The sequence below is a fragment of the Streptomyces sp. NPDC043812 genome (genome assembly GCF_056436245.1).
The window spans coordinates 511,035-534,282 of the sequence record NZ_JBWKCY010000001.1 but is presented as its reverse complement, the minus strand read 5'-3'; the positions used below and the strand labels follow the sequence as shown (position 1 = coordinate 534,282).

Here is a 23,248-nt window from a genome sequence, read left to right as displayed (position 1 = left end):
GCCCCCCGCGCGCCGGGAACAGACGAGCAGGTACCCCGGTTGGAAACTGTGGCGAACGGCAGCGCAGGATGGTGGGACCATGGCTGGTGTCCGCATGGGCGAGCGCGAGGTGTGAGGGGATAGATGGGCGACGGTATCGGCCGCTTCCGCGGCACGGAGGGCAGGAAGTCCGGGGAGAGCAGGCTGGCCCAGTGGCTGCGCCGCCGTACCGGGAACACCGAGGCGGAGGACTCGCAGCGCGAGGCCCTGCTCCTGGCCACCGCCGCTGCCGGACTGCCGCTCGCGCCTGCCGCGCATCCCGTCGGCCCGAGCTGTTCCTGTGAGCGCATCGGCTGCCCCACCCCGGGCACCCACCCCGTCTCCTTCGCCTGGCAGACGCAGTCCACGACCGACCGGGCGCAGATCGAGCGCTGGGCCCGGAATCAGCCGCAGGCCAACTTCATCACCGCGACCGGCATGGTCCACGACGTCCTGGACGTTCCGTTGGAGGCCGGTCGCAGTGCTCTGCGGCGACTGCTGGAGCAGGGCATCGATGTCGGTCCCGTGGCGGAGTCCGGCGGACCGGGCGAAAAGGGCCGGATGCTGTTCTTCACCGCGACCCGGGGCACTCCCGAGGACGAGGACGAGTGGTGGCCCTGTGCGCTCGACTGCCATCCGGAGACGATGGACGAGCACCCCGGGCTGCGCTGGCACTGCCGGGGCAGCTATGTCCTCGTGCCGCCCGCGCAACTGCCGGGAGACGGCGACCGGGCCGTGACCTGGTTGCGCGGCGTGGAGCATCCCCTGCCCGACCCGCTGACCCTGCTGGCGGCACTGACGGACGCGTGCGCACGGTACGCGGGCGACAACGCCCACCTGGACCACGAGCCCGCCTGGCCCCTCGGCCGCTGACAGCCCGGCCCTGACGGCGCGCCGCCGGAGCGGGCCGCGCCCCGCACGGGAGCACGCCCCGCAGGGCAGCACGCCCCGACTCCCGGGCCGCTACGAGCCCTTGGCCGCCGTCAGCCCGGTCAGCCTGCCCAGGACGTCGGGCTGCCCGCCGCCGCTGCCCACCGGCACCGTGACCAGCTGGCTGGAGACCCGCTCCTTGGTGATCGTGGACTTCACGTCACCGGTGAGCAGTGCCTTGACATCCGGGATGATCTTCAGCTTCACGCCCTTGGCGGCGGTCTGCCGCTCGAAGTTCTTCACCGAGAAGAACACCAGCGCACCGCCGTCCTGCGTGACGAGCCCCAGCGGCGCGAAGTCCCCCGTGTCCAGGGGCTGGTCGAGGTACTGGGTGGACAGGCCCGGCACCGAGGCGTTCCGCTTGCGGATGTCGCGCCAGCCGGAGGTGTGCGTGCCGTTCTTGAAGTGCTCCGGCGTCCCGTTCTGCAGATACGAGGCGTAGTCCTCGCTCAGATTGCGCGGGGCGACCGCGAGCGCGGCGCTGTCCGGGGCGGCCGGTTCCGCGTATCCGTCCGCGTCGCGTTTGAAGGCCGGCATCAGCTTCGGCGACAGGATCGACAGATACGCGGCCTTCCACGGGGCGTCGACACCGCTGCGGACGAACACGACGAGCCAGCGGTTGTCCAGCTCGCCGCCGTTGTCCTGGTCGCGGTTGGAATCCGTGTCCGCGACGAACCAGCGCGGCCAGCCCGCCTTCTTCGGAATGATGTACTTCGCGTCCGCCAGTTCCAGCGGCACGTGCCGCGGATTGCCGTTCGGGAAGTTGACCTGCCGGGCCTTGAGGCCCGCCTGGTTGATCGCGCCGAGCGCCCCCGTGACGTGCTGCGCGTCGAGCGCGGGGTCGTAGGCCTTGTCGGCCTTGTTGTACGCCGTGGTGAACTCGGTGAGCGCCTTCGCGGCCTCACCCTCCGTCGCCGACGGGACGACCTCCAGCTCCCCGTGAACCGTCATGCACGCGCTCGCCGTCAGGGACAGCACCACTGTCGCCGCGAGCCCCGTCGCCGCCCGACCCAGCCTTCTCATCGGTTGCCTTCTGCTCCTCGCCCCGCACTGACCGTCCGAACCCTACCGGGGCCAGGAACAGGCCGAGCGCCGGGACCAGATACAGCGCCCACACCGTGACCTGGAGAACGGTCGGGTCCGGCTGGAAGTTGAACACGCCCTTCAGCAGCGTCCCGTACCAACTGTCCGGCGGGATCGTCGCACTGATGTCGAACGCCTTGTCCGCCAGACCGCCCAGGAACCGGGCTTCCTGCAGGTCGTGCACGCCGTACGCCAGCACACCGGCCGCCACCACGACGAGCATCCCACCCGTCCAGGTGAAGAACTTCGCCAGGTTGATGCGCAGCGCGCCCCGGTAGAACAGCCAGCCCAGCACCACCGCGGTGGCGATGCCGAGCAGCACACCCGTCAGCGGGGCGCTGTTGCCGCCGCCGTCGGTCGCGGCACGCACCGATGCCCACACGAACAGTGCGGTCTCCAGACCCTCGCGGCCCACCGCAAGGAATGCGGTGGCCACGAGCGCGCCCGTGCCCATCCGCAGTGCGGCGTCCAGCCTGCCGTGGAGTTCGGCCCGCAGATGGCGCGCGGTACGGCGCATCCAGAAGACCATCCAGGTCACCAGGCACACCGCGACGATCGACAGCGCGCCGCCGAGCAGCTCCTGCGCCTCGAACGTCAGCTCCTGCGAGCCGTATTCGAGGGCGAAGCCGAAACCGAGCGAGATCGCGACCGCGACCCCGATACCCGCCCAGATCGGGCGCAGCGCGTCGCGCCGCTCCGTCTTCACCAGATACGCGACGAGAATGCAGACGACCAGGCTCGCCTCGAGGCCCTCGCGCAGGCCGATCAGATAGTTGCCGAACACGTCGGTCCCCTCCGCTCAGGCCAGCAGCGCCCGGCCCCACCAGTCGTCCTTGTCACGGACGCCCGGCGGGACGGCGAACAGCGCCGAACCCACGTGCTGGATGTACTCGTTGAGAACGTCCTGCGCGGCGAGCGAACGCTGCACCGGGACGAACCCCTGATGGATGTCCCGCTGGTACGCCAGGAAGAACAGCCCCGCGTCGAGGCGGCCCAGACCGTCGGTGCCGTCGGTGAAGGAGTAGCCACGGCGCAGCATCCGCGCCCCGTTGTTGCTGTCCGGGTGCGCGAGACGCACATGCGCGGTCGGCAGCATCGCCGGCAGATACGGCTCGTCGTGCTCCTTGGCCTTGCCGACCGCCGCGCCCTCGCCCTTGTCCCGGCCGAAGATGTCCTCCTGCTCCTGCAGCGACGTGCGGTCCCAGGTCTCGATGTTCATCCGGATCCGGCGGGCCACCAGATACGAGCCGCCGGCCAGCCACGCCGGACCGTCCTTCGCCGACACCCACACATGCTTGTCGAGCGCCGCCGCGTCCGTGCCGGAGATGTTCCGGGTGCCGTCCTTGAAGCCCATCATGTTGCGCGGGGTCTGGGCCTCGGGCGTCGTCGACGACGTCTTGCCGAAGCCGAGCTGCGACCAGCGCACGGCGACCTTCCCGAATCCGATCCTCGCCAGGTTGCGGATGGCGTGCACCGCCACCTGGGGGTCGTCGGCACAGGCCTGCACGCACAGGTCGCCGCCGCTGCGGGCCGCGTCCAGATTGTCCCCTGCGAACTTCGGCAGCTCGGTCAGGGCGGCCGGCCGGCTGCCGCGCAGGCCGAACCGGTCGTCGAACAGCGACGGGCCGAAGCCGACGGTCAGCGTGAGCCGGGACGGCTTGAGACCGAGCGCCTCGCCCGTGTCGTCCGGCGGCGCCTCGGGGATGCCGCCGTACGAGCCCTCGCCGACCTCGCGGCCGGCCGTCATCCGCTCCGCGGCCCGCGTCCAGTCCTTGAGCAGCTGCACCAGCTCGGCACGGTCCTCGGTCTTCACGTCGAACGACGCGAAGTGCAGCCGGTCCTGAACGGCGGTGGCGATCCCGGCCTGGTGTGCACCGTGGAAGGGCACGGCGGCGCCGCTGTCGGCGGCAGGCGCCGTCGTGCCGTCGCGGCCGAGCGCGACGGCCGCGCCGCCGGCCGCGGCGGCGCCCAGCGCGAGACCGGACGCGCCCCAGCCGAGCAGCGAACGCCGCGACGGCGCACTGCTCTCCTGCTTCTCCGACATCTTCCGCCCCCTGTTACTTCACGACAGCCGCGGCGAGCTTCGACAGCGGTTCGGCGAGCGCGTTGACGCCGTCGCTGAGCTCCTTGCGCTCGGTCTTGCCGACCTTGTCGTACGAGGTGAACACGTACGAGTTCTTGTCCTCGCGGTACTTGTCGAGCAGCGTGTTCAACGCGGCGAACTGCTTGTCCAGTTCGGCCACGAGCTTCGGGTCGTTCTTGGTGGCGACCGGCTTCAGCAGCTCGAACGACTTCTGTGCGCCCTCGACGTTCGCCTTGAAGTCCACCAGGTCGGTGTGGGAGTAACGCTCCTCCTCACCGGTGACCTTGCCGGTGGCGACCTCGTCGAGCAGCTCCTTGGCGCCGTTGGCCATGAAGGTCGGGCTGAGTTCGGCCTTGCCCACGCGCTTGACCCAGTCGGCGAGGTCAGCGTCGAGGGTGTCGGCGAGCTTCCCCTCCGCGGCGCCGAGCTTCTTGTCCTGCCACAGCGCCTTCTCCAGGCGGTGCCAGCCGGTCCACTCCTGACCCTTCTCCAGGTCTGCCACGCCGTCCTCGCGGAGGTCGACCTTCGGGTCGATGTCGCCGAACGACTCGGCGACGGGCTCGGTGCGCTCCCAGCCGATGCGGGAGTCGGCGTACGCCTTCTTCGCGGCCTCGATGTCGCCCGCGCGCACGGCGTCGGTGAACACCTTCACCTTGGGCAGCGTCTCGTCGGCCTGCGCCTGGACGTACTGCCGGTACGCGGCGACAGCGGCGTCCATCTCCGGAGAGCGCTCGACGGTCTTGCCCCCGGTGACCTTGACCTGCTGGCGGATGCCGTCGCCCTTCATGCCGGGCTTGCAGGCGATCTCGTAGTCGCCTGCCTTGACCTCGGCGGTGATGGTGGCCTTGGTGCCGGGGCCGATGTTCTCCCGCTCGGTGACGATGCGGTCGTCCGGGAACAGGATGTAGACCTCGGTGACCTTGGATCCCTTGTTCTCGACGGCCAGTTCGACGTGCCCGGCGGGGAACTCCTTCTTCGACACCTCGCATGCGTCGTCCTTGGCGACGACCTGGACGGCGCCGTCGCCGCTTCCCTTGGCGTCGCTCTTCGCGGTGCAGCCCGTGACGGCGGTCAGAGCGGCCGCGGTGACGGCGACGGTGACGAGTGGGAGGCGGACGGGTCGCATGCGGGCTCCACAAGGGGCGAGTGTCGGGTGAGCGGTGGTGAGGCGGACCTAACTTAACGGAGGCTTACCTGAGCGATACCCCGCCGTCCAGTGATTCGGCTCTCATGAATCCGGGCCGGACAAGGCCCGGTCACGGCATGCCCATGGCCGGGCCACGACAGCGTCAAGACAAGGTCAAGAGGGCCGTTCCGGCACGATGAGGGGCGTTCCTGTGGCCGCGTCCGGTGTCGTCGTCGCGGCGGGGGCGGGCGTCGTCCTCGCCGTACGGCCGCCAGGACTCCCTCGCCTGATCCGGCGCCGGCCGACCGCCGCCCCCGCGCCGCACGGCCGGGGGCGGCGGTCCGCCGCCGGGGGTGCTTCAATGCCGGGGTGAACGAACTCGACGTGCTCCAGGTCTTCTGCGGCCCCGACGGCCGGTTCGGCAACGCCCTCGGCGTCGTACGCGACCCGAGCGGCCGCACGGACCGGGCGGCACGGCAGGCACTCGCGGCGGAACTCGGATTCGGCGAGACGGTGTTCGTCGACGATCCCGAGCGCGGCATCGTCGACATCTACACCCCCGGGCTGCGGCTGCCGTTCGCCGGGCACCCCCTCGTGGGTGTGGCGTGGCTGCTGGATCTCGAAGCGGTGCGGCCGCCCGCCGGTGAGGTGTGGGCGCGCCACGACGGCGAGTTCACCTGGATCACCGCGCGCGCCGAGTGGGCGCCGCCGCGGCAGTTGGTGCAGTACGGCTCACCCGCCGAGATCGATGCCCTGCCGGCGCCGCCGCCCGGCGAGGGCTGGCTGTACGCGTGGGCCTGGGAGGACGAGGCGGCGGGCCGGGTGCGGGCACGCGCATTTCCGCGACGCGACGATCCGATCGTGGAGGACGAGGCGACGGGCGCCGCCGCCCTGTTGCTGACGGACCGGCTCGGCCGGGCACTGAACATCACCCAGGGCCGGGGCTCGCAGATTCTGACCGCGCCCGGCCCCGACGGCATCGTGGAGATCGGCGGACGGGTGCGCCTGGTGAGGCCGGCGCGTGAGCCGGGCACCTCCGCCGAACCCGGAGCCACCTCCCGTATCGCGCCCGTGCGGCGCGCCGAGCGGTCCCGACTCCCGCACGCCGTGATCATGCCGGGCGCGGCGGGCTGACCGGGCGCGCCCGGCATGGGCCACGGGCACTGACGTGCCCCAGGGGCCCTACGCGCTGAGCGGGAACTCCGCAGCCAGCTCCCGGAACACCGCTCCGTTGAAGTCGAAGGCCCGCTTGCACTCGTCGACGATCCGCAGCTTCTCCAGGTCGTCGGCGTTCACCGCGTCCAGCATTTCGCGGTAACTGCGCTTGAACGCCGCCGGGTTGACTATCCGCTCGAAGACGTAGAACCGCACGCCGTCGCCCTTGCGCGCGAAGCCCCACGCCTTCTCCGCCGTGTCGCGGACGACCTGGCCGCCGGCGAGGTCACCCAGGTAACGGGTGTAGTGGTGCGCGACGTAGCCGGCGGGCCAGGTCCGCGCGCACTCCTCGATACGGGCGGCGTACGCCGCGGTGGCGGGCAGGGCGGCCATGCCCTCGCGCCAGCCCTCGCCCCGCAGATGCGTCAGGTCGCGCTCCAGCTCGGCTGTGCGGAACAGCTCGGGCTTGATGAACGGCCCGGCGACCGGGTCGTCCTTCAGCGACTCCACGGACCCCTCCAGGGCCCGGTACACGAACCACAGCTGCTCCGTGTAGCGCGCGAAGGCCTCAACGCCCAGCCCGCCGCCGAGCAGATCGCTCATGAAGCGCGAGGTGTTCACCTCGTTGTGCTTCTCGTGGGATGCGACGCGGATGACCGTCGAGAAGGGCGTGTCCAAGGCGGGCCTCCGGGGACCGATGGGGACGGGACGGTGCTCTTGCCTGCACCGATCATCGTACTTAGGCTTACCTAAGTCAATACGTTCCCGACGTCCTGTCGGTAAAACGCTACCCGCCCTGCGGCTCACGGCAACGTGAGGATGTCCGCCCCCGTCTCGGTCACGACCAGTGTGTGCTCGAACTGCGCGGTGCGCCTGCGGTCCTTCGTGACGACCGTCCAGCCGTCGGCCCACATGTCGTACTCGTGCGTCCCCAGCGTCAGCATCGGCTCGATCGTGAACGTCATCCCGGGCTGGATGACCGTGTTCGCGTGCGGGGCGTCGTAGTGCGGGATGATCAGCCCGGAGTGGAACGACGAATTGATCCCGTGCCCGGTGAAGTCACGGACCACCCCGTAGCCGAAGCGCTTGGCGTACGACTCGATGACCCGGCCGATGACATTGACCTGCCGGCCCGGCCTGACCGCCTTGATCGCGCGGTTGAGCGACTCCCGGGTGCGCTCCACCAGCAGCCGCGACTCCTCGTCGACGTCGCCGCACAGGTACGTGGCGTTGTTGTCGCCGTGCACGCCGTTGATGTACGCGGTGACATCGAGGTTCACGATGTCACCGTCCCGCAGGAGCGTGGAGTCCGGGATCCCGTGACAGATGACTTCGTTGACCGAGGAGCACAGCGACTTGGGGAACCCGCGGTAGCCGAGGGTGGACGGGTAGGCGCCGTGATCGCACATGAACTCGTGCGCGACCCGGTCCAGTTCGTCGGTGGTCACACCGGGCGCGATGTGCTTGGCGGCCTCCTCCATCGCCTGCGCGGCGATGCGCCCCGCGATGCGCATCCGCTCGATGGTGTCGGAGTCCTGGACCTCCGGCCCGGTGTACGGGGTCGGCGCGGGCTTCCCGACGTACTCGGGGCGCCGGATGTTGCCGGGAACGGAGCGGGTGGGAGAGAGCTCCCCTGGTACGAGCAGCGACTGGCCAGACATGCCGGCGAGTCTAACCGGGTGGTGTGGGGCAGCATGGCCTCAGAGGAAGGAGCCGACGATGGCCCTGTTCAAGAAGCGCACGGTGGGCAAACCGGGCGAGTGGTACTACTGCCTGGAGCACAGGAAGGTCGAGGAAGGCCCGGAGTGCCCCGCGAAGGACCGCTTCGGACCGTACGCCTCGCGCGTGGAGGCGGAGCGGGCGATGGAGACGGCGCGCGAGCGGAACCTGGAGTGGGAGAACGACCCGAAGTGGCACGACAAGGCGTCGCAGGCGGAGGACGAGTAGCCGAGGACTCCGCACCCGGACCCGCCCCCTACGCCCTGCGGGAGTGGGGGACCCCCAGCGCCTCGATCTCCCCCCACGGCCTGGCGGCCGTGGGTGGGGACACCCCCGGGACAGAGCCCGGGGGAGTGCCCCCGGTGGGGCGGGATTTCGCCGCGCGACATCAGCCCGTCCGGGGTCTCCCCCCACGCCCGCAGGGCACCGCGCGAAGCGCGGTACGGGGTCCGGGGCCTGCCCCGGTTACGGGAAAGGGCGGGGAGGGGAGTGTCACACCCCCGCCGACTCCTTCTGCGCGCGCCTGCGCACCGCGTCCTCGTCCGTCTCCGCGTCGTAGGTCACCAGCTTCGGCAGCACCGCCGCCAGGACCCCCACCGACGCCACACACGCCAGACCGCCGCCCCAGATCGCCGGGCGCGTGCCCGTCCAGCCCGCCATCGCCCCCGCACGGACCTGGCCCAGCTGGGGGCCGACGCTGTAGGACAGCACCTCGATGCCCGCGAGACGGCCGCGCAGCTCCTCCGGGATGGTCTGGTTCCAGATCGTCGAGCGGCCCAGCCCGCTCAGCATGTCGCCCGCGCCCGCGAACGCCAGGCACAGCAGCACCAGCCATACGTTGGAGAACCACCCCGCCGCCGCGACCGCCAGCCCCCAGCCGGCCGCGCCGAACACCACGAACAGACCGTGCCGCCGCACCCGTGAGGTCCAGCCGCTCGTCAGGCTCAGCAGCACGGAGCCGACGGAGCCCGCCGCGTACATGAGCCCCAGAGACCATTCCGCGTCCAGATCGTCCGCGAGGAACGGGAAGATCGTGTTCGGGAACGCCAGGAGCATCGCCGCCAGGTCGATCGCATAGGTCCCCAGCAGCACCGGCCTGCTCCACGCGTACCGCGCACCCTCGGCGATGCCCCGCAGGGACGGCTTGTCCGCATCGTGCGCGGGCGGCGCCGGTGCCAGTCGCAGGCACAGCAACACGGACACGGCGAAGCCGGCGATCGTGATCCCGTACGCCGTGGCATGGCCCGCGTACGCCACCACGATGCCCGCCAGTGCCGGGCCCGCGATCGCGCCGAGCTGCCAGCGCAGGGCGTTCAGCGCGGCCGCCGCGGTGAGCTGGTCGTGCGGCACGATCCGGGCCATCAGCGAGTCCAGCGCAGGGCGCTGCAGACCGGCGAGCGCGGAGACTCCGGCCGCGACCAGATACAGCGGCCACAGCATCGGCTCCGGCAGCAGTGCGTTCACCAGCAGGACCACGGCCAGCACGCCGAGCCCGGCCTCGGTGCCGAGGATCAGCCGGCGCCGGTCGACCGCGTCGGCGAGCGCCCCGCCGTACAGCCCGAAGACGATCAGCGGGACGAGTTCGACCGCGCCCATCGCCCCGACCGCGAGCGGCGAGTCCGTGAGGTCCTTGATCTGCAGCGGCAGCGCGATCATCGCCATGAAACTGCCGAAGTAGGTGACCAGGCCCTGCACCCACAGAAGCCGGAAGTCCGGTGAGGACCGCCACGGCGAGAGGTCGGGCAGTACGGCGGCAAGCTTCGAGGTCACGAAGGGCCATGCTCGGCGCACCTGGTCACCTGGGGCAACCGAATTTCGGCAGTCGCCCCGCCCTACCACCGCTCCGGCGGCGGCGACGTCAACTGGTCCGCCAGCCGCGACAGCCGGTCCCGGAACCGCAGCCGCCCACCGCCCCGCGGCGCGGGCACGCCGTTCTCGCCGGTCGCCGCGCTGACGAGGTGCTGCACGGTGTCGATGTCGACCCCCGCCTCCGCGGGAACCGTCAGCGCCTCGTGCGCCAGTCCGTGCACCTCCGGCTCCCCGCCGTCCAGCGCCAGCACGGTCGCACCTGCCCGCCGCGCGTCGTGCACCCGCTCCAGCAGCCCCGTGTCCGGCAGTTCGGGGGCCACCAGGAGCAGCGTCTCGCCGCGCCGGACCGCCTCCAGCCTGCCGAGGCCGACGGCCAGATGGTCGGGGCCGCCGGGCCGCGCCCGGTGGCGCACCAGCGTCGGGTTCAGCTCCGGCCGGCCCGACCACGCCGCCTCGTCCACCAGATGCGCGGCCAGATGCCACGGCTCGTACTCCTGCGTGCCCACCAGCAGCAGCCCGCCGCCCCGCTGCACCACGGACCCGCGCAGCGCCCCGGCGAAGCGCCTGGTCGCCGCGGGCCACTCGGTCCCGGCGAGCACCTCACGCAGCAGCGCGACACGTACGGCGTCCATGGGGCGGCATCCTGCCGCAAGCCCCGTCCCTGCACGGCCGGTTGGTGGCACTTCACCCGTACGGGACCGGCCGGAGCGCAGCGGTGGCGCCGACGCAGGCCGGGACGTGCCGTCCCGACCAGCCAGTAATGTCGGGACCATGACTACGAATGACAATCAGCCCGCCCCGGCCGCGCCGAAGGCCCCCGCGAAGGACCCCTGGGACCTCCCCGACGTCTCCGGCCTCGTCGTCGGTGTCCTCGGCGGCACCGGCGACCAGGGCCGGGGGCTCGCCTACCGGCTGGCCAGGGCCGGCCAGCGGGTGATCATCGGTTCGCGCGCCGCCGAGCGTGCCGAGGCCGCCGCCGGGGAGCTGGGCCTCGGCATCGAGGGCGCCGACAACGCCGAGTGCGCGCGTCGCAGCGACGTGGTGATCGTCGCGGTGCCGTGGGACGGGCACGCCAAGACGCTGGAGACGCTCCAGAAGGAGCTCGTCGGCAAGCTCGTCGTCGACTGCGTCAACCCGCTCGGCTTCGACAAGAAGGGCGCCTACGCGCTGAAGCCCGAGGAGGGCAGCGCCGCCGAGCAGGCCGCCGCCCTGCTGCCCGACTCGCGGGTGACCGCCGCGTTCCACCATCTGTCGGCCGTGCTGCTGCAGGACGAGTCGATCGACGAGATCGACACCGATGTGATGGTGCTCGGCGAGTCCCGCGCCGACACCGACATCGTGCAGGCGCTGGCGGGCCGTATCCCGGGCATGCGCGGAGTCTTCGCCGGCCGGTTGCGCAACGCCCACCAGGTCGAGTCGCTCGTCGCGAACCTGATCTCGGTCAACCGCCGCTACAAGGCGCACGCGGGTCTGCGCGTCACCGACGTGTGAGACGGTCCGGGGCATGGGGGACACTGGAGGGGCTTCACTCCCCCCGAAGGACCCGACAGGAGCCGCACCCCATGCCCCGCCTCGCACTCTTCTCCCTCGTCGTCTGCGCGCTCTCCGTCGCCGCGGCGGTGCTGTCGTTCGTGCAGGGCATGTGGCTCGGGATCGTCTGGGTGCTGCTCGCCGGCCTGTCGTCGAACATGGCCTGGTACTACCTGCGCCGGGCGAAGGCGCAGCGGCAGGCGGGCGTCCCGTCGGCGTGAGTCCCGTGCTGCGTCAGGGAGCGGCGCAGAAGTCGTTCTGTCCCTCCCAGAACGTGAACAGGTCCCTGCCGCAGTAGATCTCGATCTCGTGCACGCCCAGCGCGTTCATGACGCCGTAGATCGCGTCGAAGAACACCCCGTTGACCTCGGGGATCCACAGGATCACGAAGACGGCCAGCAGACCGAACGGAGCGAACGGCTCCACTTGGCGGCGCACCTTGTGCGACAGCCAGGGCTCGATCACTCCGTAGCCGTCCAGTCCCGGCACCGGCAGGAAGTTCAGGATCGCGGCCGTGACCTGCAGCATCGCCAGGAACGCGAGCGCGAGTCGGAACGGCAGCGGGACCCCGTCGAGCGCGTCCAGCCAGAACGGGGCGGTGCACACCGCGGCGAACAGCACGTTCGTCAGCGGGCCCGCCGCCGAGATCATGCTGTGCTTCCAGCGCCCACGGATGCGGTGGTGCTCGATGAAGACGGCACCGCCCGGCAGACCGATACCGCCCATGATCACGAAGATCACCGGCAGCACGATGCTCAACAGGGCGTGGGTGTACTTCAGCGGGTTGAGCGTCAGATAGCCCTTGGCGCCGACGGAGATGTCGCCGCCGTGCAGTGCGGTACGCGCATGCGCGTACTCGTGCAGACAGAGCGAGACCACCCACGCCGAGACGACGAACAGGAACACGGCGAGACCGGGACTGGACGCGAAGTCCGTCCACACCGCCCAGCCCGTCACCGCCATCACCGCGACGATCCCTATGAATACGGGACTGATCCTGCGGTCGCTGTGGCGCCTGGCAGCTGTGGTCATGAGGCGGGCTCCTGAAGTGCGGCGGGGATGTGCGGGTGGAGCGTACCGGTGGCCACCTTCGGGCCCGGCACGGGGAGAACGTCTCCGCGGACTCCACCGGTTCCTGCCCGCGGACCACGAACCGGCCCGGTGACGTTCCTGCCCGCGGACCACGAACCGGCCCGGTGACGTTCCTGTCCGCGGACCACGAACCGCACCGGGGACAATGGCCGGGTGCGCTTCTGCCTCCTCGGAACCACCCAGGCCCACCACGACGACGGGACACCCGTCGCGCTGGGCGGCGCCCGGCTGCGTGCCCTGCTGACCGTGCTCGCCCAGCGCGCCGGCCGGACCGTCCCCGTCGCCGTCCTCGTCGACGAGGTGTGGGAGGACGACCCCCCTGCCGACGCGCACGGAGCCGTGCAAGCCCTCGTCGGCAGGCTGCGCCGCGCGCTCGGGCCCGACGCCGTCGCCTCCGCCGAGAGCGGCTACCGGCTGTCCGCCGACGCGGACGACGTGGATCTGCACCGATTCGACCGGCTCGCGGGGGAGGGGGCGCAGGCGCTCGCCGACGGCGACGCGGCCAAGGCGGCGGCGCTTCTCGACGACGCGCTCGCCCTGTGGCGCGGGCCGGTGCTCGCCGATCTGCCGGACCGTACGGCCGCCGCTGCGCGCTGGGAGGCGAGACGACTGGAGGCCCGCCGCGCCCGGCTGGCGGCCGCCCTCGCGCTCGGCCGCGCTGACGAGGCCCTACCGGAGCTCGCCGATCTGTGCGAGGCGCACCCGCTGGACGAACCACTGCAAACCCTCCGTATCCGGGCGCTGCGGGACTCGGGCCGTCAGGCGCATGCGCTGGCCGCCTACGAGGAGGTACGGCGCCGGCTGGCGGACCGGCTCGGTGCGGACCCCGGGCCGGAACTCCGTGCACTGCAGGGCCGGTTGCTGGCGCCCGATGCGCCGCCGGTAGGAGGCAACCTGCCGGCCCGGCTCACCAGTTTCGTCGGCCGGGGACCCGACCTGCGAGAGATTCGCGACGACCTGTCCCGGGCACGTCTGGTGACCCTGCTCGGGCCCGGCGGCTCGGGCAAGACGCGGTTGTCACTCGAGGCGGCGGAAGCCGCCGCGCACCCCGACAGCCCGCACCCCGACAGTCCCTGGCCCGACGGGATATGGCTCGCCGAACTCGCGCCGGTCAACGATCCGGACACGGTGCCGGAAGCGGTGCTGACCGCGCTGGGGGCGCGCGAGACGGTCCTGCGCGGCGCGGGCGCGGAGGAGCTGAGGGCGGTGGACCGCCACGGGGACGACCCGGTCGTCCGCCTGGTCGAGTACTGCGCACGGCGCCGCATGCTGCTGCTCCTGGACAACTGCGAGCACGTGGTGGAGGCGGCGGCCACCCTGGCCGAACGGCTGCTGGCCCACTGCCCCGGCCTCACGATCCTCGCGACCAGTCGCGAGCCGCTGGGAGTGCCGGGCGAACGGGTCCGCCCGGTCGACCCGCTGCCGGACCCGATGGCGCTGCGGCTGCTCGCCGACCGGGGCGCGGCGGCGAGGCCGGGCTTCCGGGTGGACGCGGACGAGGCGACGGCCGCTGCGTGCGAGGAGATCTGCCGCCGCCTGGACGGCCTTCCACTCGCCATCGAACTGGCGGCTGCCCGGCTGCGGATGCTGACGCCGCGCCAGATCGCCGACCGGCTGGACGACCGCTTCCGCCTCCTGACGAGCGGTGCCCGCACGGTCCTGCCCCGCCAGCAGACGCTGCGCGCGGTCGTCGACTGGTCATGGGACCTCCTCGACGCCCCTGAACGGGCGGTCCTGCGCCGCCTGGCGGTCTTCGCGGGCGGCTGCGACCTCCCCGCCGCGGAATCGGTCTGCGCCGGCCCCGCCCACCGGGGCGAGTCACCGCCCCCGCCGGGCACTTCTCCCTCCCTCCCCGCGGCGACCGCGTCCGAGGCCGTCCCGTGGTGCGACGTCACGGACGTCGTCGGTTCCCTTGTCGACAAGTCGCTCGTCGTCGCCGCCCCCGATCATCGTGGGCACATGCGGTACCGGTTGCTCGAGACCGTCGCCGAGTACGCCGCCGGGCGTCTCGACGAGGCCCGTGAGCGAAGTGCCGTCGAGCGTCGGCATCTTGTGCACTACCGCGAGCTCGCCCGTTCCACCGATCCCCTCCTGCGCGGGCCAGGGCAGCGCGACGCCGTCGACAGGCTGGAGCTGGAGTACGAGAACCTGCGCACCGCACTGCGCCGGGCGGTCGAGGCCCACGACGAGCACGAGGTGCTCTGCCTCGTGCTGTCACTCGGCTGGTACTGGCAGATGCGCGACCTCCGCGCCGAGGCCCGCCACTGGTCGGGGGCCGCCGCCGGACTGGGGCCGGACCCGTTCGGGCCCGGCGCCCGCCCCGCGCCTCCGCTGGACGAGCGCTGCATCGACACACCACCGCCCATGCGGCAGGAAATCCTCGAGGAGGCCCGCCGCGGCGTCGCGCTGATGCGGATGGCAACCATGGAACACGGGGTGGAGGACTGGACCACTCCGCAGCGGCAGGTGTGGCTGCGTTCCCTCGTCGGCACGTACCGTCCGGGGCTGCCGCAGACCTGCCGTTTCCCCGGCTCGCTCTGGTTCTTCGCGCTCATGATGACCGGCGAGGTCGATCTGCTGATGCGCGTCCTCGACGAGTCGGTGCGTGTCGCGGACGAGAAGCGCCTGGAATGGGAGTTGGCCGGCACGCTCCAGATGCGGGCCAACGTGTTCGCCAACCGCAGCGAGTCGGCCGCTGCCGCCCTCCGGGACGCCAACCGCAGCCTGGAGATCTACGAACGGATCGGTGACGGCTGGGGCGCCGCCGAGGCGCTCTCGGTCCGTGGCGAGGCGTACGAGCAGCGCGGCGAGTACGAGCAGGCCGCGGCCGACTACGCGACCGCCGTCGGCCACGCCAGGATTCTTGGCGCGCAGAGCCAGATCGGCGTGCTGCGGACCCGGTACGCCGCGGCGATCCTGGAGACCGGCCGCGGCGAGGAGGGCGAGGCGATCCTGCGTGAGGTGCTCGCCGGGAGCGCCCCGCAGATGGGCCACGAGGGCATGCCGATGGCCCGGCTGTTCCTCGCCGTCCGGCTCGGCCGCACCGGCCGCACCGCCGAGGCCCGCGAGCATCTCGCTCTGCTGCTCGGCGAGTTCCGTACGGACACTCTCGCGTTCCTGGAAGGCGTGGTGGTCGGCTGCGTCGCCTGGCTCGACGTGCTCGACGGCCGCCACGCCGAGGCGCTGGAGGGCCTGCGGGCCGCCATGGAGCACGCCCTCACACCGCTGTCGATGATGATCGCGCCGCATGCCCCCGCGACCCACCTGCTCACCACGGCCATGGCGTTGACCGGCCTGGGCGGGGAGGAAAGGGTCCGCTGCGCCGCCCGCCTGATCGGCGCCTATGCGGTCCTCGTGCCGCCCGCCCACGTCCCGGCACCGCTGGAGCGGGAGAATCGCGTGCTCGGCGAGCACGCCGCACGCGCCGCCCTGGGCGATGCCGCCTTCGAGGCCGCGTACGCCGAAGGCGGCGGCCTCGGTCTGGAGGAGGCCACCGCCCTCGTGCGCGACGCGCGCTGAAACGCCGGACGTCACGTCTTCCTGCGGAACTTCGCGACCGCGAGCGGAGCCGTCACCACCGTGATCGCCGCCGCCCACGCCAGCGTCATCCACACCGAGTGGGCCACCGGCCCGCCGTTGATGAGGTTCCGTGCCGCGTCCGCGAGATTGGACAGCGGGTTGTACTCCGTGAACGACTCCAGCCAGCCCGGCATCGTCGTCGGCGGGGTGAAGATCGACGAACCGAACTGCAGCGGCATCAGCACCAGCATCGCCATCCCCTGGACGGCCTGCGCCGTCTTCATCGTCAGCCCCAGCAGAATGAAGATCCACGTCAGCGAGGCGCCGAACAGCAGGGAGAGTCCGACGGCCGCGAGCAGGCCGAGCACGGACGTCCTGATCTCCAGGCCGAGCGCGAAGCCCATGCCCAGCAGGATCGTGATGGCGACCAGCATCCGGCCGACCTCGACCACGATCTTCGCGACGAGAACCGACGACCGGGCGATGGGCATGGTCCGGAACCGGTCCATCACCCCCTTGCGGAAGTCGTCGTTGATCCCCGTGCCGACGGACATGGCGATGTTCATGCCCATCATCGCCATCAGGCCGGGGACGACGTAGTTGACGTACACGTCCTGGTTGCCCTTGCCGGCGATCGCGCCGCCGAAGACGTACACGAACAGCAGGGTGAAGACGATGGGCATCAGCACGGCGTCGAACATCGACTCCGGGTCCTGCTTGATCTGCATGATGTTGCGGCGCACCAGCGCGCCGATGTGCCGCAGGTTGGACCGCATGCCGATCCGGCCCTCTCCCGGAGGAACGGTGGCGGGGGCGGTGATCGTTGCCGCGCTCATGCCGCGACCTCCTCGGGGATCGTGCGGTCCGCCTCGGTGACCGGCGCGGCCTTCTCGCCGGTGATGGCCAGGAACACCTCGTCCAGGCTGGGCAGTTGGGTGCCGATGTGCGCGATGCCGAAGCCGCCGCCGCCCAGCAGACCGACGACCGAGGTCAGCTGGGTGTCGCTGAGGATCGGTACGTACAGCTGTCCCTCGTCGGGAACGATGTGCACCCCGGCGATGCCGTCGAGTCCCGCCTCGGCCACCGCCCGTGCCATGGCGGGGAGTTGGGCCGGGTCGCCCGTCCTGATCTGCAGCGTGCGGCCGCCGACCTTCGCCTTGAGCTCGTCCACCGCGCCGTTGGCGATGACCCGCCCGCGGTCGATGACGGTCAGCTCGCTCGCGAGCTGCTCGGCCTCCTCCATGTACTGGGTGGTGAGCAGCACCGTCGCGCCCTCGGCGACCATGCGCTGCACCTCGTCCCAGACCTCGTTGCGGGTGCGGGGGTCGAGTCCGGTCGTCGGCTCGTCCAGGAACAGCACGGCGGGTCTGCCGATCATCGAGGCGGCCAGGTCGAGCCGGCGGCGCATCCCGCCCGAGTAGGTCATCGCCGCGCGCTTCGCGGCCTCGGTCAGCGAGAAGCGTTCAAGCAGCTCGTCGGCCCGGCGGCGGGCGTCCTTGCGGGGCAGATCGAGCAGCCGCCCGATCATGTACAGGTTCTCCCAGCCGGACAGCTTCTCGTCGACGGAGGCGTACTGCCCGGTGAGCCCGATGGTCCGGCGCAGCTGCCGCGGTCGGAGGACGACGTCGTGGCCCCCGACGGTCGCGCGCCCCGCGTCCGGGACGATCAGGGTCGACAGGCAGCGTACGAGGGTGGTCTTGCCGGCGCCGTTGGGGCCGAGGACACCGAGGACGGTCCCTTCGCGGACGTCGAGGTCCACGCCGTCCAGCGCCTTCGTATCGCCGTAGTGCTTCACGAGGCCCCGGACCTCGACGGCGTTCTTGTCGGTTCGTGTCATGCCGGCCACGGTGCCGTGCTGCGCCGACAGAACGCCGACAGCCGTCCGACAGGATGCCGACGGCTGTCGTTGTCGCAGGTCAGGGGGGTGTCACTGCTTGGCGTAGTCCCCGAATCCGACCCAGTCGAGCATGACGCAGGGCTCGTCCCCGACGACGTACGCGTCGTGGCCGGGCTTGACGATGAGGAACTGGCCGGGTTCCGCGTCGGTCGTCTCGCCGTCGTCCATGGTGATCTTCATCCGGCCGCTGACGACGTATCCCACATGGGCGGCCATACAGCTGTCGGTGCCCGCGATGGGCTTGACGTGGGTGGACCAGCGCCAGCCCGGTTCGAATACGGCCCGACCGACCGGCCCGTGCTCCGTGTTGAAGAGGTCGAGCCTCCCCTTCCCGTCCTTGAACTCTCGTCGTTCGTCGGCCGAGTCGAAATTCCTGGTCACAATTCCGGCCATGATCATGCGCCTCCTGGTGGCGCGTGCGATGGGCCCCGAGTCCACTTCTCACACTACGCCGGGCCCCGGTTCGCCGATCCATGCCGACCATGCCGACAGCCCGCCGACGGGGGAAGATCGACGGGCTGCCGTGGTGCCGGAAATGGTCAGTGGAACGTGTGCTCCTCCTGCGGGAACGCCCCGCCGGCGACGTCCTCGGCGAACGCCTTCGCCGCATCGCCCAGCGTCGTGCGCAGGTCGGCGTACTGCTTGGTGAACCGCGGCACCTTGCCGCCGGTCATGCCTGCCATGTCGGTCCACACCAGGACCTGTGCGTCGGTGTCGGGCCCGGCGCCGATCCCGATCGTCGGGATGTGCAGGGAGCGGGTGACCTCGGCGGCAACCTCGGCCGGTACGAGCTCCAGCACGACGGCGAACGCGCCCGCGTCCTGCGCCGCCTTGGCGTCCCGGATCAGCCGGTGGGCGGCCTCGTCACCGCGGCCCTGGACGCGGTAGCCCATGGTGTTCACGGACTGCGGGGTCAGCCCCAGGTGGGAGACGACCGGGATGCCGGACTCGACGATCAGCTCGGTCTGCGCGAGGGAGCGCTCGCCGCCCTCCAGCTTGACGGCGCCGACGCCCGCCTCCTTGACCAGCCGGGTGGCGTTGCGCAGCGCCTGGACCGGGCCCTCCTGGTACGAGCCGAACGGCAGGTCGCCGACGATCATGGCCCGCTTGGTTCCCCGCACGACAGCGGCGGACAGCAGGGTCATCTCGTCCATCGTGACCGGCACGGTGGTCTCGTAACCGAGGTGGCAGTTGCCCATCGAGTCCCCGACGAGCATGACCGGGATGCCGGCCTCGTCGAAGACGGACGCCGTCATCGCGTCGTAGGCGGTGAGCATGGGCCACTTCTCACCGCGCTCCTTGGCTGCGGTGATGTCGTGGACGGTGATGCGGCGCCGCTGCGTGCCGCCGTACAGCGCCTTGCTGTCGGACGGGCGGGCGGTGGGGTCGTTCTGCGCAGCCTGAAGCGTCATGGCTGATCGGCTCCTTGTTGTCATCTCGAGGCGCCCTTACGGCGTCCCCGGATCCCCTCCATGGTGGCACCTCGTGCCGCCCCCGCGAAAGAGGGACCCGACACGTTGCTTCCGACTTCCTATACGAGACGGTCTCGTATCGAAATGACTTACGCTGCCCCCATGACCCTCCCGTCCGGACCTTCCCCCACGCCCCGGATTCCTGAAGCCGTCCACCGCCGCCGGTGGGCGATCCTCACGGTACTGATGTTGAGCCTGCTCATCGTGGTACTGGACAACTCGATCCTGAACGTGGCGGTCAAGACCCTTGCGAGCCCCGCACCGCACGGCCTCGGCGCCACTCAGAGCGAAATCGAATGGGCCATCAACGCGTACACGCTCGTCTTCGCGGGTCTGCTCTTCACCGCCGGCCTGCTGGGCGACCGCATCGGCCGGAAAAAGGTCCTGCTCTTCGGTGTCCTCGTCTTCGGCCTCGGCTCGGCGCTCGCCGCGCTCTCGGATTCGCCCGCCGAGCTCGTCGCCTACCGGGCGCTCATGGGCGTCGGCGGCGCCTTCGTGATGCCGGCCTCGCTCGCCGTACTGATGAACGTCTTCGAACGCGACGAGCAGGCCAGGGCCCTCGGCATCTGGGCGGGCAGCGTCGGTGTCGCGATCGCTGTCGGCCCGGTCACCGGCGGACTGCTCCTCGACCACTTCTGGTGGGGCTCCATCTTCCTGATCAACGTGCCGGTCGCCGTCCTCGCCCTCGTCTTCATGGCCCTGCTGGTCCCGGAATCCAAGGATCCCGAGCCGGGCCGGATGGATCTCGTCGGCGTCTCTCTGTCGATCGTCGGCCTGGTGCTGCTGGTGTACGGGATCATCCGCTGGGGCGAGCTCGGGGACGCGGCCGACCCGACCGTCCTGCTCCCGGTCGGCGCGGGGCTCGTGGTGCTCGTCGGCTTCGTGCTGTACGAGAGGCGCTGCGACCATCCCGCCCTCGACCTGGCGTATTTCAGGAACCCCGCCTTCGGCGCGGCAGTGGGAGCGGTCGCCCTCGTCTTCTTCGCGCTGATGGGCCTGACCTTCTTCTCCGCCTTCTATCTGCAGAGCGCGCGCGGCTACACCGCCCTGCAGGCCGGACTGCTCATCGTCCCCGTGGCCGTGGCGCAGATGTTCTTCGCGCCGCGGGCCCGGCTGGCCGTGGGCCGCTTCGGCACCAGGGTCACCTGTACGGCGGGCATGCTGCTGCTCGCGGCCGGCCTCGCGGCGTTCGCGCTGTTCGACACCACGACCCCGCTGTGGGTGCTCGAGATCGCCTTCTTCGTGCAGGGCATGGGCATGGCACTCGTCATGACACCGGTGACGGTCACCGTGATGCAGCTGCTGCCCCGCGAGAAGGCCGGCTCGGGCAGCGCGGTCAACAACACCTTCCGCCAGATCGGCGGCGCGCTCGGGGTGGCCGTACTCGGCTCGCTGCTGTCCGCGCGCTACCGGGTCGGGATCGAGGGGCGGCTCGACGCCGTCCCGGCGGATGCGCGGGCGGAGGCGAGCGAGTCGATCGAGGCCACCCTCGCCGCCGCGGAGAAGCTCGGCCCGGCAGGCAGGGCGCTGATCGCCCCGGCGAACGAGTCCTTCCTCGCGGCGATGCACCTGGCCGCCCTGGGCTCGGCGGCCGTCGCCCTCATCGGTGCGGTCGTGGTCGGACTCTGCCTTCCACGCAGGGAACCGGCAGCCCCGGCGCCCGCGGACGAGCCCCTCGCCACGGAAGGGGCGAGCTGGTAGTGACGCGTGCGGCGGCCGGCGGCGCCCACGGTGCGCCGGGGACCCGCGGCCCGGGCGTCCGAGGGTGCTTCGGCGCCCGAGGAATGCCGGGGGACAATGGTCACCACACGGCGGGAGGAGGAACGACAGTGCCCCGGGGGCAGCAGGAGGATGCGCGGCAGCGCACGACCCGCAACACGGCGGCACGGCGCGGACGGCCGCGCAGCGAGGAAGCCGAGAGGTCCATCATCGATGCCGTCGCGCACCTCCTCGAGGACGGAGTGTCCATCTCCGAACTGTCCATGGAGCGCATCGCACGCACCGCCGGTGTCGGCAAGGCAACCATCTACCGCCGCTGGGAGGGCAAGGAGTCACTCCTCGTCGACGTGGTCCGCTCGATGGAGCCCGACGATCCGCCCCTGCCCGGCACCTCCGTGCGCGACGACCTCGTCGCCCTCGTCGAGACGCTGCGGCAGCGCAGCCTCGCCAAACGCTCCTCCGCCCTGCTCCACAACGTCTTCGCGCAGATGCAGAGTTATCCCCAGTTGTGGGAGATGTACCACCGCACCGCCGTGGCGCCCCGCCGCCGGCGGATGGAGGCGGTCCTGCGCCGCGGTGTCGAGAGCGGCGAGATCCGCGCCGATGTCGACTTCGACCTCCTCGGCGACCTGTTCGTGGGGCCCATGCTGGTCCGCACGGTGATGCGCCCCGAGTACAGTCCCGGCCCCGGCAGTGCAGAGCTGATCGTCGACATCGTGCTCGGCGGTGTGCGGCCGCACGGCTGAACCGGGCCGCGTTCATGGCGCCGCGCCGCGAATGTGCGCGTTCTGTCACAGCCGTCCCACCAGGGTCGATACCCGGAACCCCGGGCGCGAACCGGTCGTCATCGAGGCAGTACGGCCGTCCCCGGACGGCGGAGTGACCACCGGTCATCGCCTAGGGTGCCCAGGGGCCCTAGGGTCCTTGGGAGGGCCCGGGACCACGGCATGCGCCGCACGGCGGGACCGGCGTGACAGCAAGGCAGTGAGGACAGCTTTATGACGCAGGCGTACACGGCGGATACGGGGAACGGCCGGACGAGCACGCGGCCGTCCGGATCCCGGGTGCGGGACCTGCTCGACCGTCTGCGCACCGGTGGCGGCGGGGACGGCGCGGGCATGTGGCGGCGCGGCATCCTCCTCGCGCTGCTCGCCGTGCTGATCGCCTTCCTCATGATCCTGCACGCCCAGATCCCCAACAGGATCGGCAACCTCGGCAGCCTCACCGAGACGTTCCTGCCCTGGTTCGGCGTGTTCGTGCCGCTGATCCTCGTCGCCGCGCTGCTGCGCCGTTCCGCCACCGCGCTGATCGCGCTGCTGCTGCCACTGGTCGTCTGGCTGAACCTCTTCGGCGGTCTGCTCACCGGCAAGTCCGCGGCGAGCGGCGGCGATCTGACAGTCGCGACGCACAACGTCAACGCCGAGAACAACGACCCCGCAGGCACCGCCAAGGACGTCGCGGCGTCCGGCGCCGACGTGATCGCGTTGCAGGAACTGCCCGCCGGGCAGGTGGCGACGTACGAGCAGGCTCTGGCGGACACGTACAAGTACCACGCGGTCGAGGGCACCGTCGGGCTGTGGAGCAAGTACCCCCTGACTGGCACGTCCGCGGTGGACATCCGGCTGGGCTGGACCCGCGCGATGCGCGCCACGGTCGCGGCGCCGGGCGGCGAGGTCGCCGTGTACGTCGCGCATCTGCCCTCCGTGCGCGTGAAGCTCAACGCGGGTTTCACCGCCAACCAGCGCGACAACAGCGCGGACGCCCTGGGGGAGGCGATCGCGGACGAGCGACATGAACGCGTCGTGCTGCTCGGGGACCTCAACGGCACCATGAACGACCGCTCGTTGAACGCGGTCACCTCCCAGATGCGCTCGACACAGGGCGCGGCGGGGGACGGCTTCGGCTTCAGCTGGCCGGCGGCGTTCCCGATGGCCCGGATCGACCAGATCATGGTCAAGGGCGTGGAACCGGTGTCGTCGTGGACCCTGCCGCGCACCCCCAGTGACCACCTGCCGATCGCGGCCCGGGTCCGTCTCTGACGGCCGGGGCCGGGACCGGGCGTGCCCGGGGCACGGCCGGCGCTGTGACCGGGACAA

General features: G+C 71.3%; 22 protein-coding genes. 9 read left to right on the top strand and 13 right to left on the bottom strand.

Annotated elements, in window-relative coordinates; genetic code table 11:
* Nucleotides 1-123: 123 nt before the first annotated feature.
* A complete protein-coding gene (locus AC067Z_RS02455; protein ID WP_478787536.1) occupies nucleotides 124-891 on the top strand; it encodes a bifunctional DNA primase/polymerase in 768 nt (255 codons plus the stop codon).
* A gap of 90 nt (nucleotides 892-981) precedes the next feature.
* On the opposite strand, the gene AC067Z_RS02450 is transcribed toward AC067Z_RS02455, so the two are convergent.
* The 4 genes from AC067Z_RS02450 to efeO are packed head-to-tail and all read right to left on the bottom strand — an operon-like array spanning nucleotide 982 to nucleotide 5,240.
* Nucleotides 982-1,962, bottom strand: coding sequence for an SCO2278 family lipoprotein (locus AC067Z_RS02450; RefSeq protein ID WP_478787596.1), 981 nt, complete (start codon nucleotides 1,960-1,962; stop codon nucleotides 982-984).
* Complete coding sequence (efeU, locus tag AC067Z_RS02445; protein ID WP_478787535.1) at nucleotides 1,850-2,815, bottom strand: iron uptake transporter permease EfeU; 966 nt, start codon at nucleotides 2,813-2,815, stop codon at nucleotides 1,850-1,852. Before efeU ends, AC067Z_RS02450 begins: the two co-directional genes overlap by 113 nt.
* Before the next feature lie 15 nt (nucleotides 2,816-2,830).
* Nucleotides 2,831-4,075 (bottom strand): iron uptake transporter deferrochelatase/peroxidase subunit, encoded by a 1,245-nt coding sequence (efeB, locus tag AC067Z_RS02440; RefSeq protein ID WP_478787534.1) that lies wholly within the window; start codon nucleotides 4,073-4,075, stop codon nucleotides 2,831-2,833.
* A gap of 13 nt (nucleotides 4,076-4,088) precedes the next feature.
* Nucleotides 4,089-5,240, bottom strand: coding sequence for an iron uptake system protein EfeO (efeO, locus tag AC067Z_RS02435; protein WP_478787533.1), 1,152 nt, complete (start codon nucleotides 5,238-5,240; stop codon nucleotides 4,089-4,091).
* 369 nt (nucleotides 5,241-5,609) lie between these two features.
* Here efeO and AC067Z_RS02430 point away from each other — a divergent pair, with 369 nt between their 5' ends.
* Complete coding sequence (locus tag AC067Z_RS02430; RefSeq protein WP_478787532.1) at nucleotides 5,610-6,374, top strand: PhzF family phenazine biosynthesis protein; 765 nt, start codon at nucleotides 5,610-5,612, stop codon at nucleotides 6,372-6,374.
* Nucleotides 6,375-6,422: 48 nt separating this feature from the next.
* On the opposite strand, the gene AC067Z_RS02425 is transcribed toward AC067Z_RS02430, so the two are convergent.
* Nucleotides 6,423-7,073, bottom strand: coding sequence for a biliverdin-producing heme oxygenase (locus AC067Z_RS02425; protein ID WP_478787531.1), 651 nt, complete (start codon nucleotides 7,071-7,073; stop codon nucleotides 6,423-6,425).
* A 125-nt stretch (nucleotides 7,074-7,198) separates the two neighbouring features.
* On the bottom strand, nucleotides 7,199-8,056 hold the full coding sequence (gene map / locus AC067Z_RS02420) for a type I methionyl aminopeptidase (RefSeq protein WP_478787530.1): 858 nt from the start codon (nucleotides 8,054-8,056) through the stop codon (nucleotides 7,199-7,201).
* Between the two features lie 58 nt (nucleotides 8,057-8,114).
* Between map and AC067Z_RS02415 the strand changes: the two genes are divergently transcribed.
* Nucleotides 8,115-8,342, top strand: coding sequence for a hypothetical protein (locus AC067Z_RS02415; protein WP_478787529.1), 228 nt, complete (start codon nucleotides 8,115-8,117; stop codon nucleotides 8,340-8,342).
* 264 nt (nucleotides 8,343-8,606) lie between these two features.
* Here AC067Z_RS02415 and AC067Z_RS02410 read toward each other — a convergent pair whose 3' ends face one another.
* Both AC067Z_RS02410 and AC067Z_RS02405 read right to left on the bottom strand, forming a co-directional pair.
* On the bottom strand, nucleotides 8,607-9,884 hold the full coding sequence (locus AC067Z_RS02410) for an MFS transporter (RefSeq protein ID WP_478787528.1): 1,278 nt from the start codon (nucleotides 9,882-9,884) through the stop codon (nucleotides 8,607-8,609).
* 62 nt (nucleotides 9,885-9,946) lie between these two features.
* On the bottom strand, nucleotides 9,947-10,555 hold the full coding sequence (locus AC067Z_RS02405; protein WP_478787527.1) for a hypothetical protein: 609 nt from the start codon (nucleotides 10,553-10,555) through the stop codon (nucleotides 9,947-9,949).
* 139 nt (nucleotides 10,556-10,694) lie between these two features.
* Here AC067Z_RS02405 and npdG point away from each other — a divergent pair, with 139 nt between their 5' ends.
* Both npdG and AC067Z_RS02395 read left to right on the top strand, forming a co-directional pair.
* Complete coding sequence (gene npdG, locus AC067Z_RS02400) at nucleotides 10,695-11,414, top strand: NADPH-dependent F420 reductase (protein WP_478787526.1); 720 nt, start codon at nucleotides 10,695-10,697, stop codon at nucleotides 11,412-11,414.
* Between the two features lie 71 nt (nucleotides 11,415-11,485).
* The gene (locus AC067Z_RS02395; RefSeq protein WP_478787525.1) at nucleotides 11,486-11,674 is read left to right on the top strand and encodes a hypothetical protein; all 189 of its coding nucleotides are present in this window, start codon (nucleotides 11,486-11,488) and stop codon (nucleotides 11,672-11,674) included.
* Between the two features lie 13 nt (nucleotides 11,675-11,687).
* Here the strand turns inward: AC067Z_RS02395 and AC067Z_RS02390 are convergent, their stop codons facing one another.
* Nucleotides 11,688-12,485, bottom strand: a complete 798-nt coding sequence (locus tag AC067Z_RS02390) for a site-2 protease family protein (protein ID WP_478787524.1) — start codon at nucleotides 12,483-12,485, stop codon at nucleotides 11,688-11,690.
* Between the two features lie 213 nt (nucleotides 12,486-12,698).
* Here AC067Z_RS02390 and AC067Z_RS02385 point away from each other — a divergent pair, with 213 nt between their 5' ends.
* On the top strand, nucleotides 12,699-16,064 hold the full coding sequence (locus AC067Z_RS02385; RefSeq protein ID WP_478787523.1) for an AfsR/SARP family transcriptional regulator: 3,366 nt from the start codon (nucleotides 12,699-12,701) through the stop codon (nucleotides 16,062-16,064).
* Between the two features lie 11 nt (nucleotides 16,065-16,075).
* Here the strand turns inward: AC067Z_RS02385 and AC067Z_RS02380 are convergent, their stop codons facing one another.
* From AC067Z_RS02380 to panB, 4 genes are all read right to left on the bottom strand, one after another.
* Entirely contained in the window at nucleotides 16,076-16,900 is an 825-nt protein-coding gene (locus tag AC067Z_RS02380; protein WP_478787522.1) for an ABC transporter permease, read from the bottom strand.
* Entirely contained in the window at nucleotides 16,897-17,901 is a 1,005-nt protein-coding gene (locus AC067Z_RS02375) for an ATP-binding cassette domain-containing protein (protein ID WP_478787521.1), read from the bottom strand. Before AC067Z_RS02375 ends, AC067Z_RS02380 begins: the two co-directional genes overlap by 4 nt.
* A gap of 90 nt (nucleotides 17,902-17,991) precedes the next feature.
* The gene (locus AC067Z_RS02370) at nucleotides 17,992-18,354 is read right to left on the bottom strand and encodes a cupin domain-containing protein (protein WP_478787520.1); all 363 of its coding nucleotides are present in this window, start codon (nucleotides 18,352-18,354) and stop codon (nucleotides 17,992-17,994) included.
* A 146-nt stretch (nucleotides 18,355-18,500) separates the two neighbouring features.
* On the bottom strand, nucleotides 18,501-19,373 hold the full coding sequence (gene panB / locus AC067Z_RS02365; RefSeq protein ID WP_478787519.1) for a 3-methyl-2-oxobutanoate hydroxymethyltransferase: 873 nt from the start codon (nucleotides 19,371-19,373) through the stop codon (nucleotides 18,501-18,503).
* A gap of 162 nt (nucleotides 19,374-19,535) precedes the next feature.
* Here panB and AC067Z_RS02360 point away from each other — a divergent pair, with 162 nt between their 5' ends.
* The 3 genes from AC067Z_RS02360 (at nucleotide 19,536) to AC067Z_RS02350 (ending at nucleotide 23,191) form a co-directional block, all read left to right on the top strand.
* Nucleotides 19,536-21,134, top strand: a complete 1,599-nt coding sequence (locus tag AC067Z_RS02360; RefSeq protein ID WP_478787518.1) for an MFS transporter — start codon at nucleotides 19,536-19,538, stop codon at nucleotides 21,132-21,134.
* Between the two features lie 128 nt (nucleotides 21,135-21,262).
* The gene (locus AC067Z_RS02355) at nucleotides 21,263-21,898 is read left to right on the top strand and encodes a TetR/AcrR family transcriptional regulator (RefSeq protein ID WP_478787517.1); all 636 of its coding nucleotides are present in this window, start codon (nucleotides 21,263-21,265) and stop codon (nucleotides 21,896-21,898) included.
* Between the two features lie 372 nt (nucleotides 21,899-22,270).
* On the top strand, nucleotides 22,271-23,191 hold the full coding sequence (locus AC067Z_RS02350; RefSeq protein ID WP_478787595.1) for an endonuclease/exonuclease/phosphatase family protein: 921 nt from the start codon (nucleotides 22,271-22,273) through the stop codon (nucleotides 23,189-23,191).
* Nucleotides 23,192-23,248 lie beyond the last annotated feature (57 nt).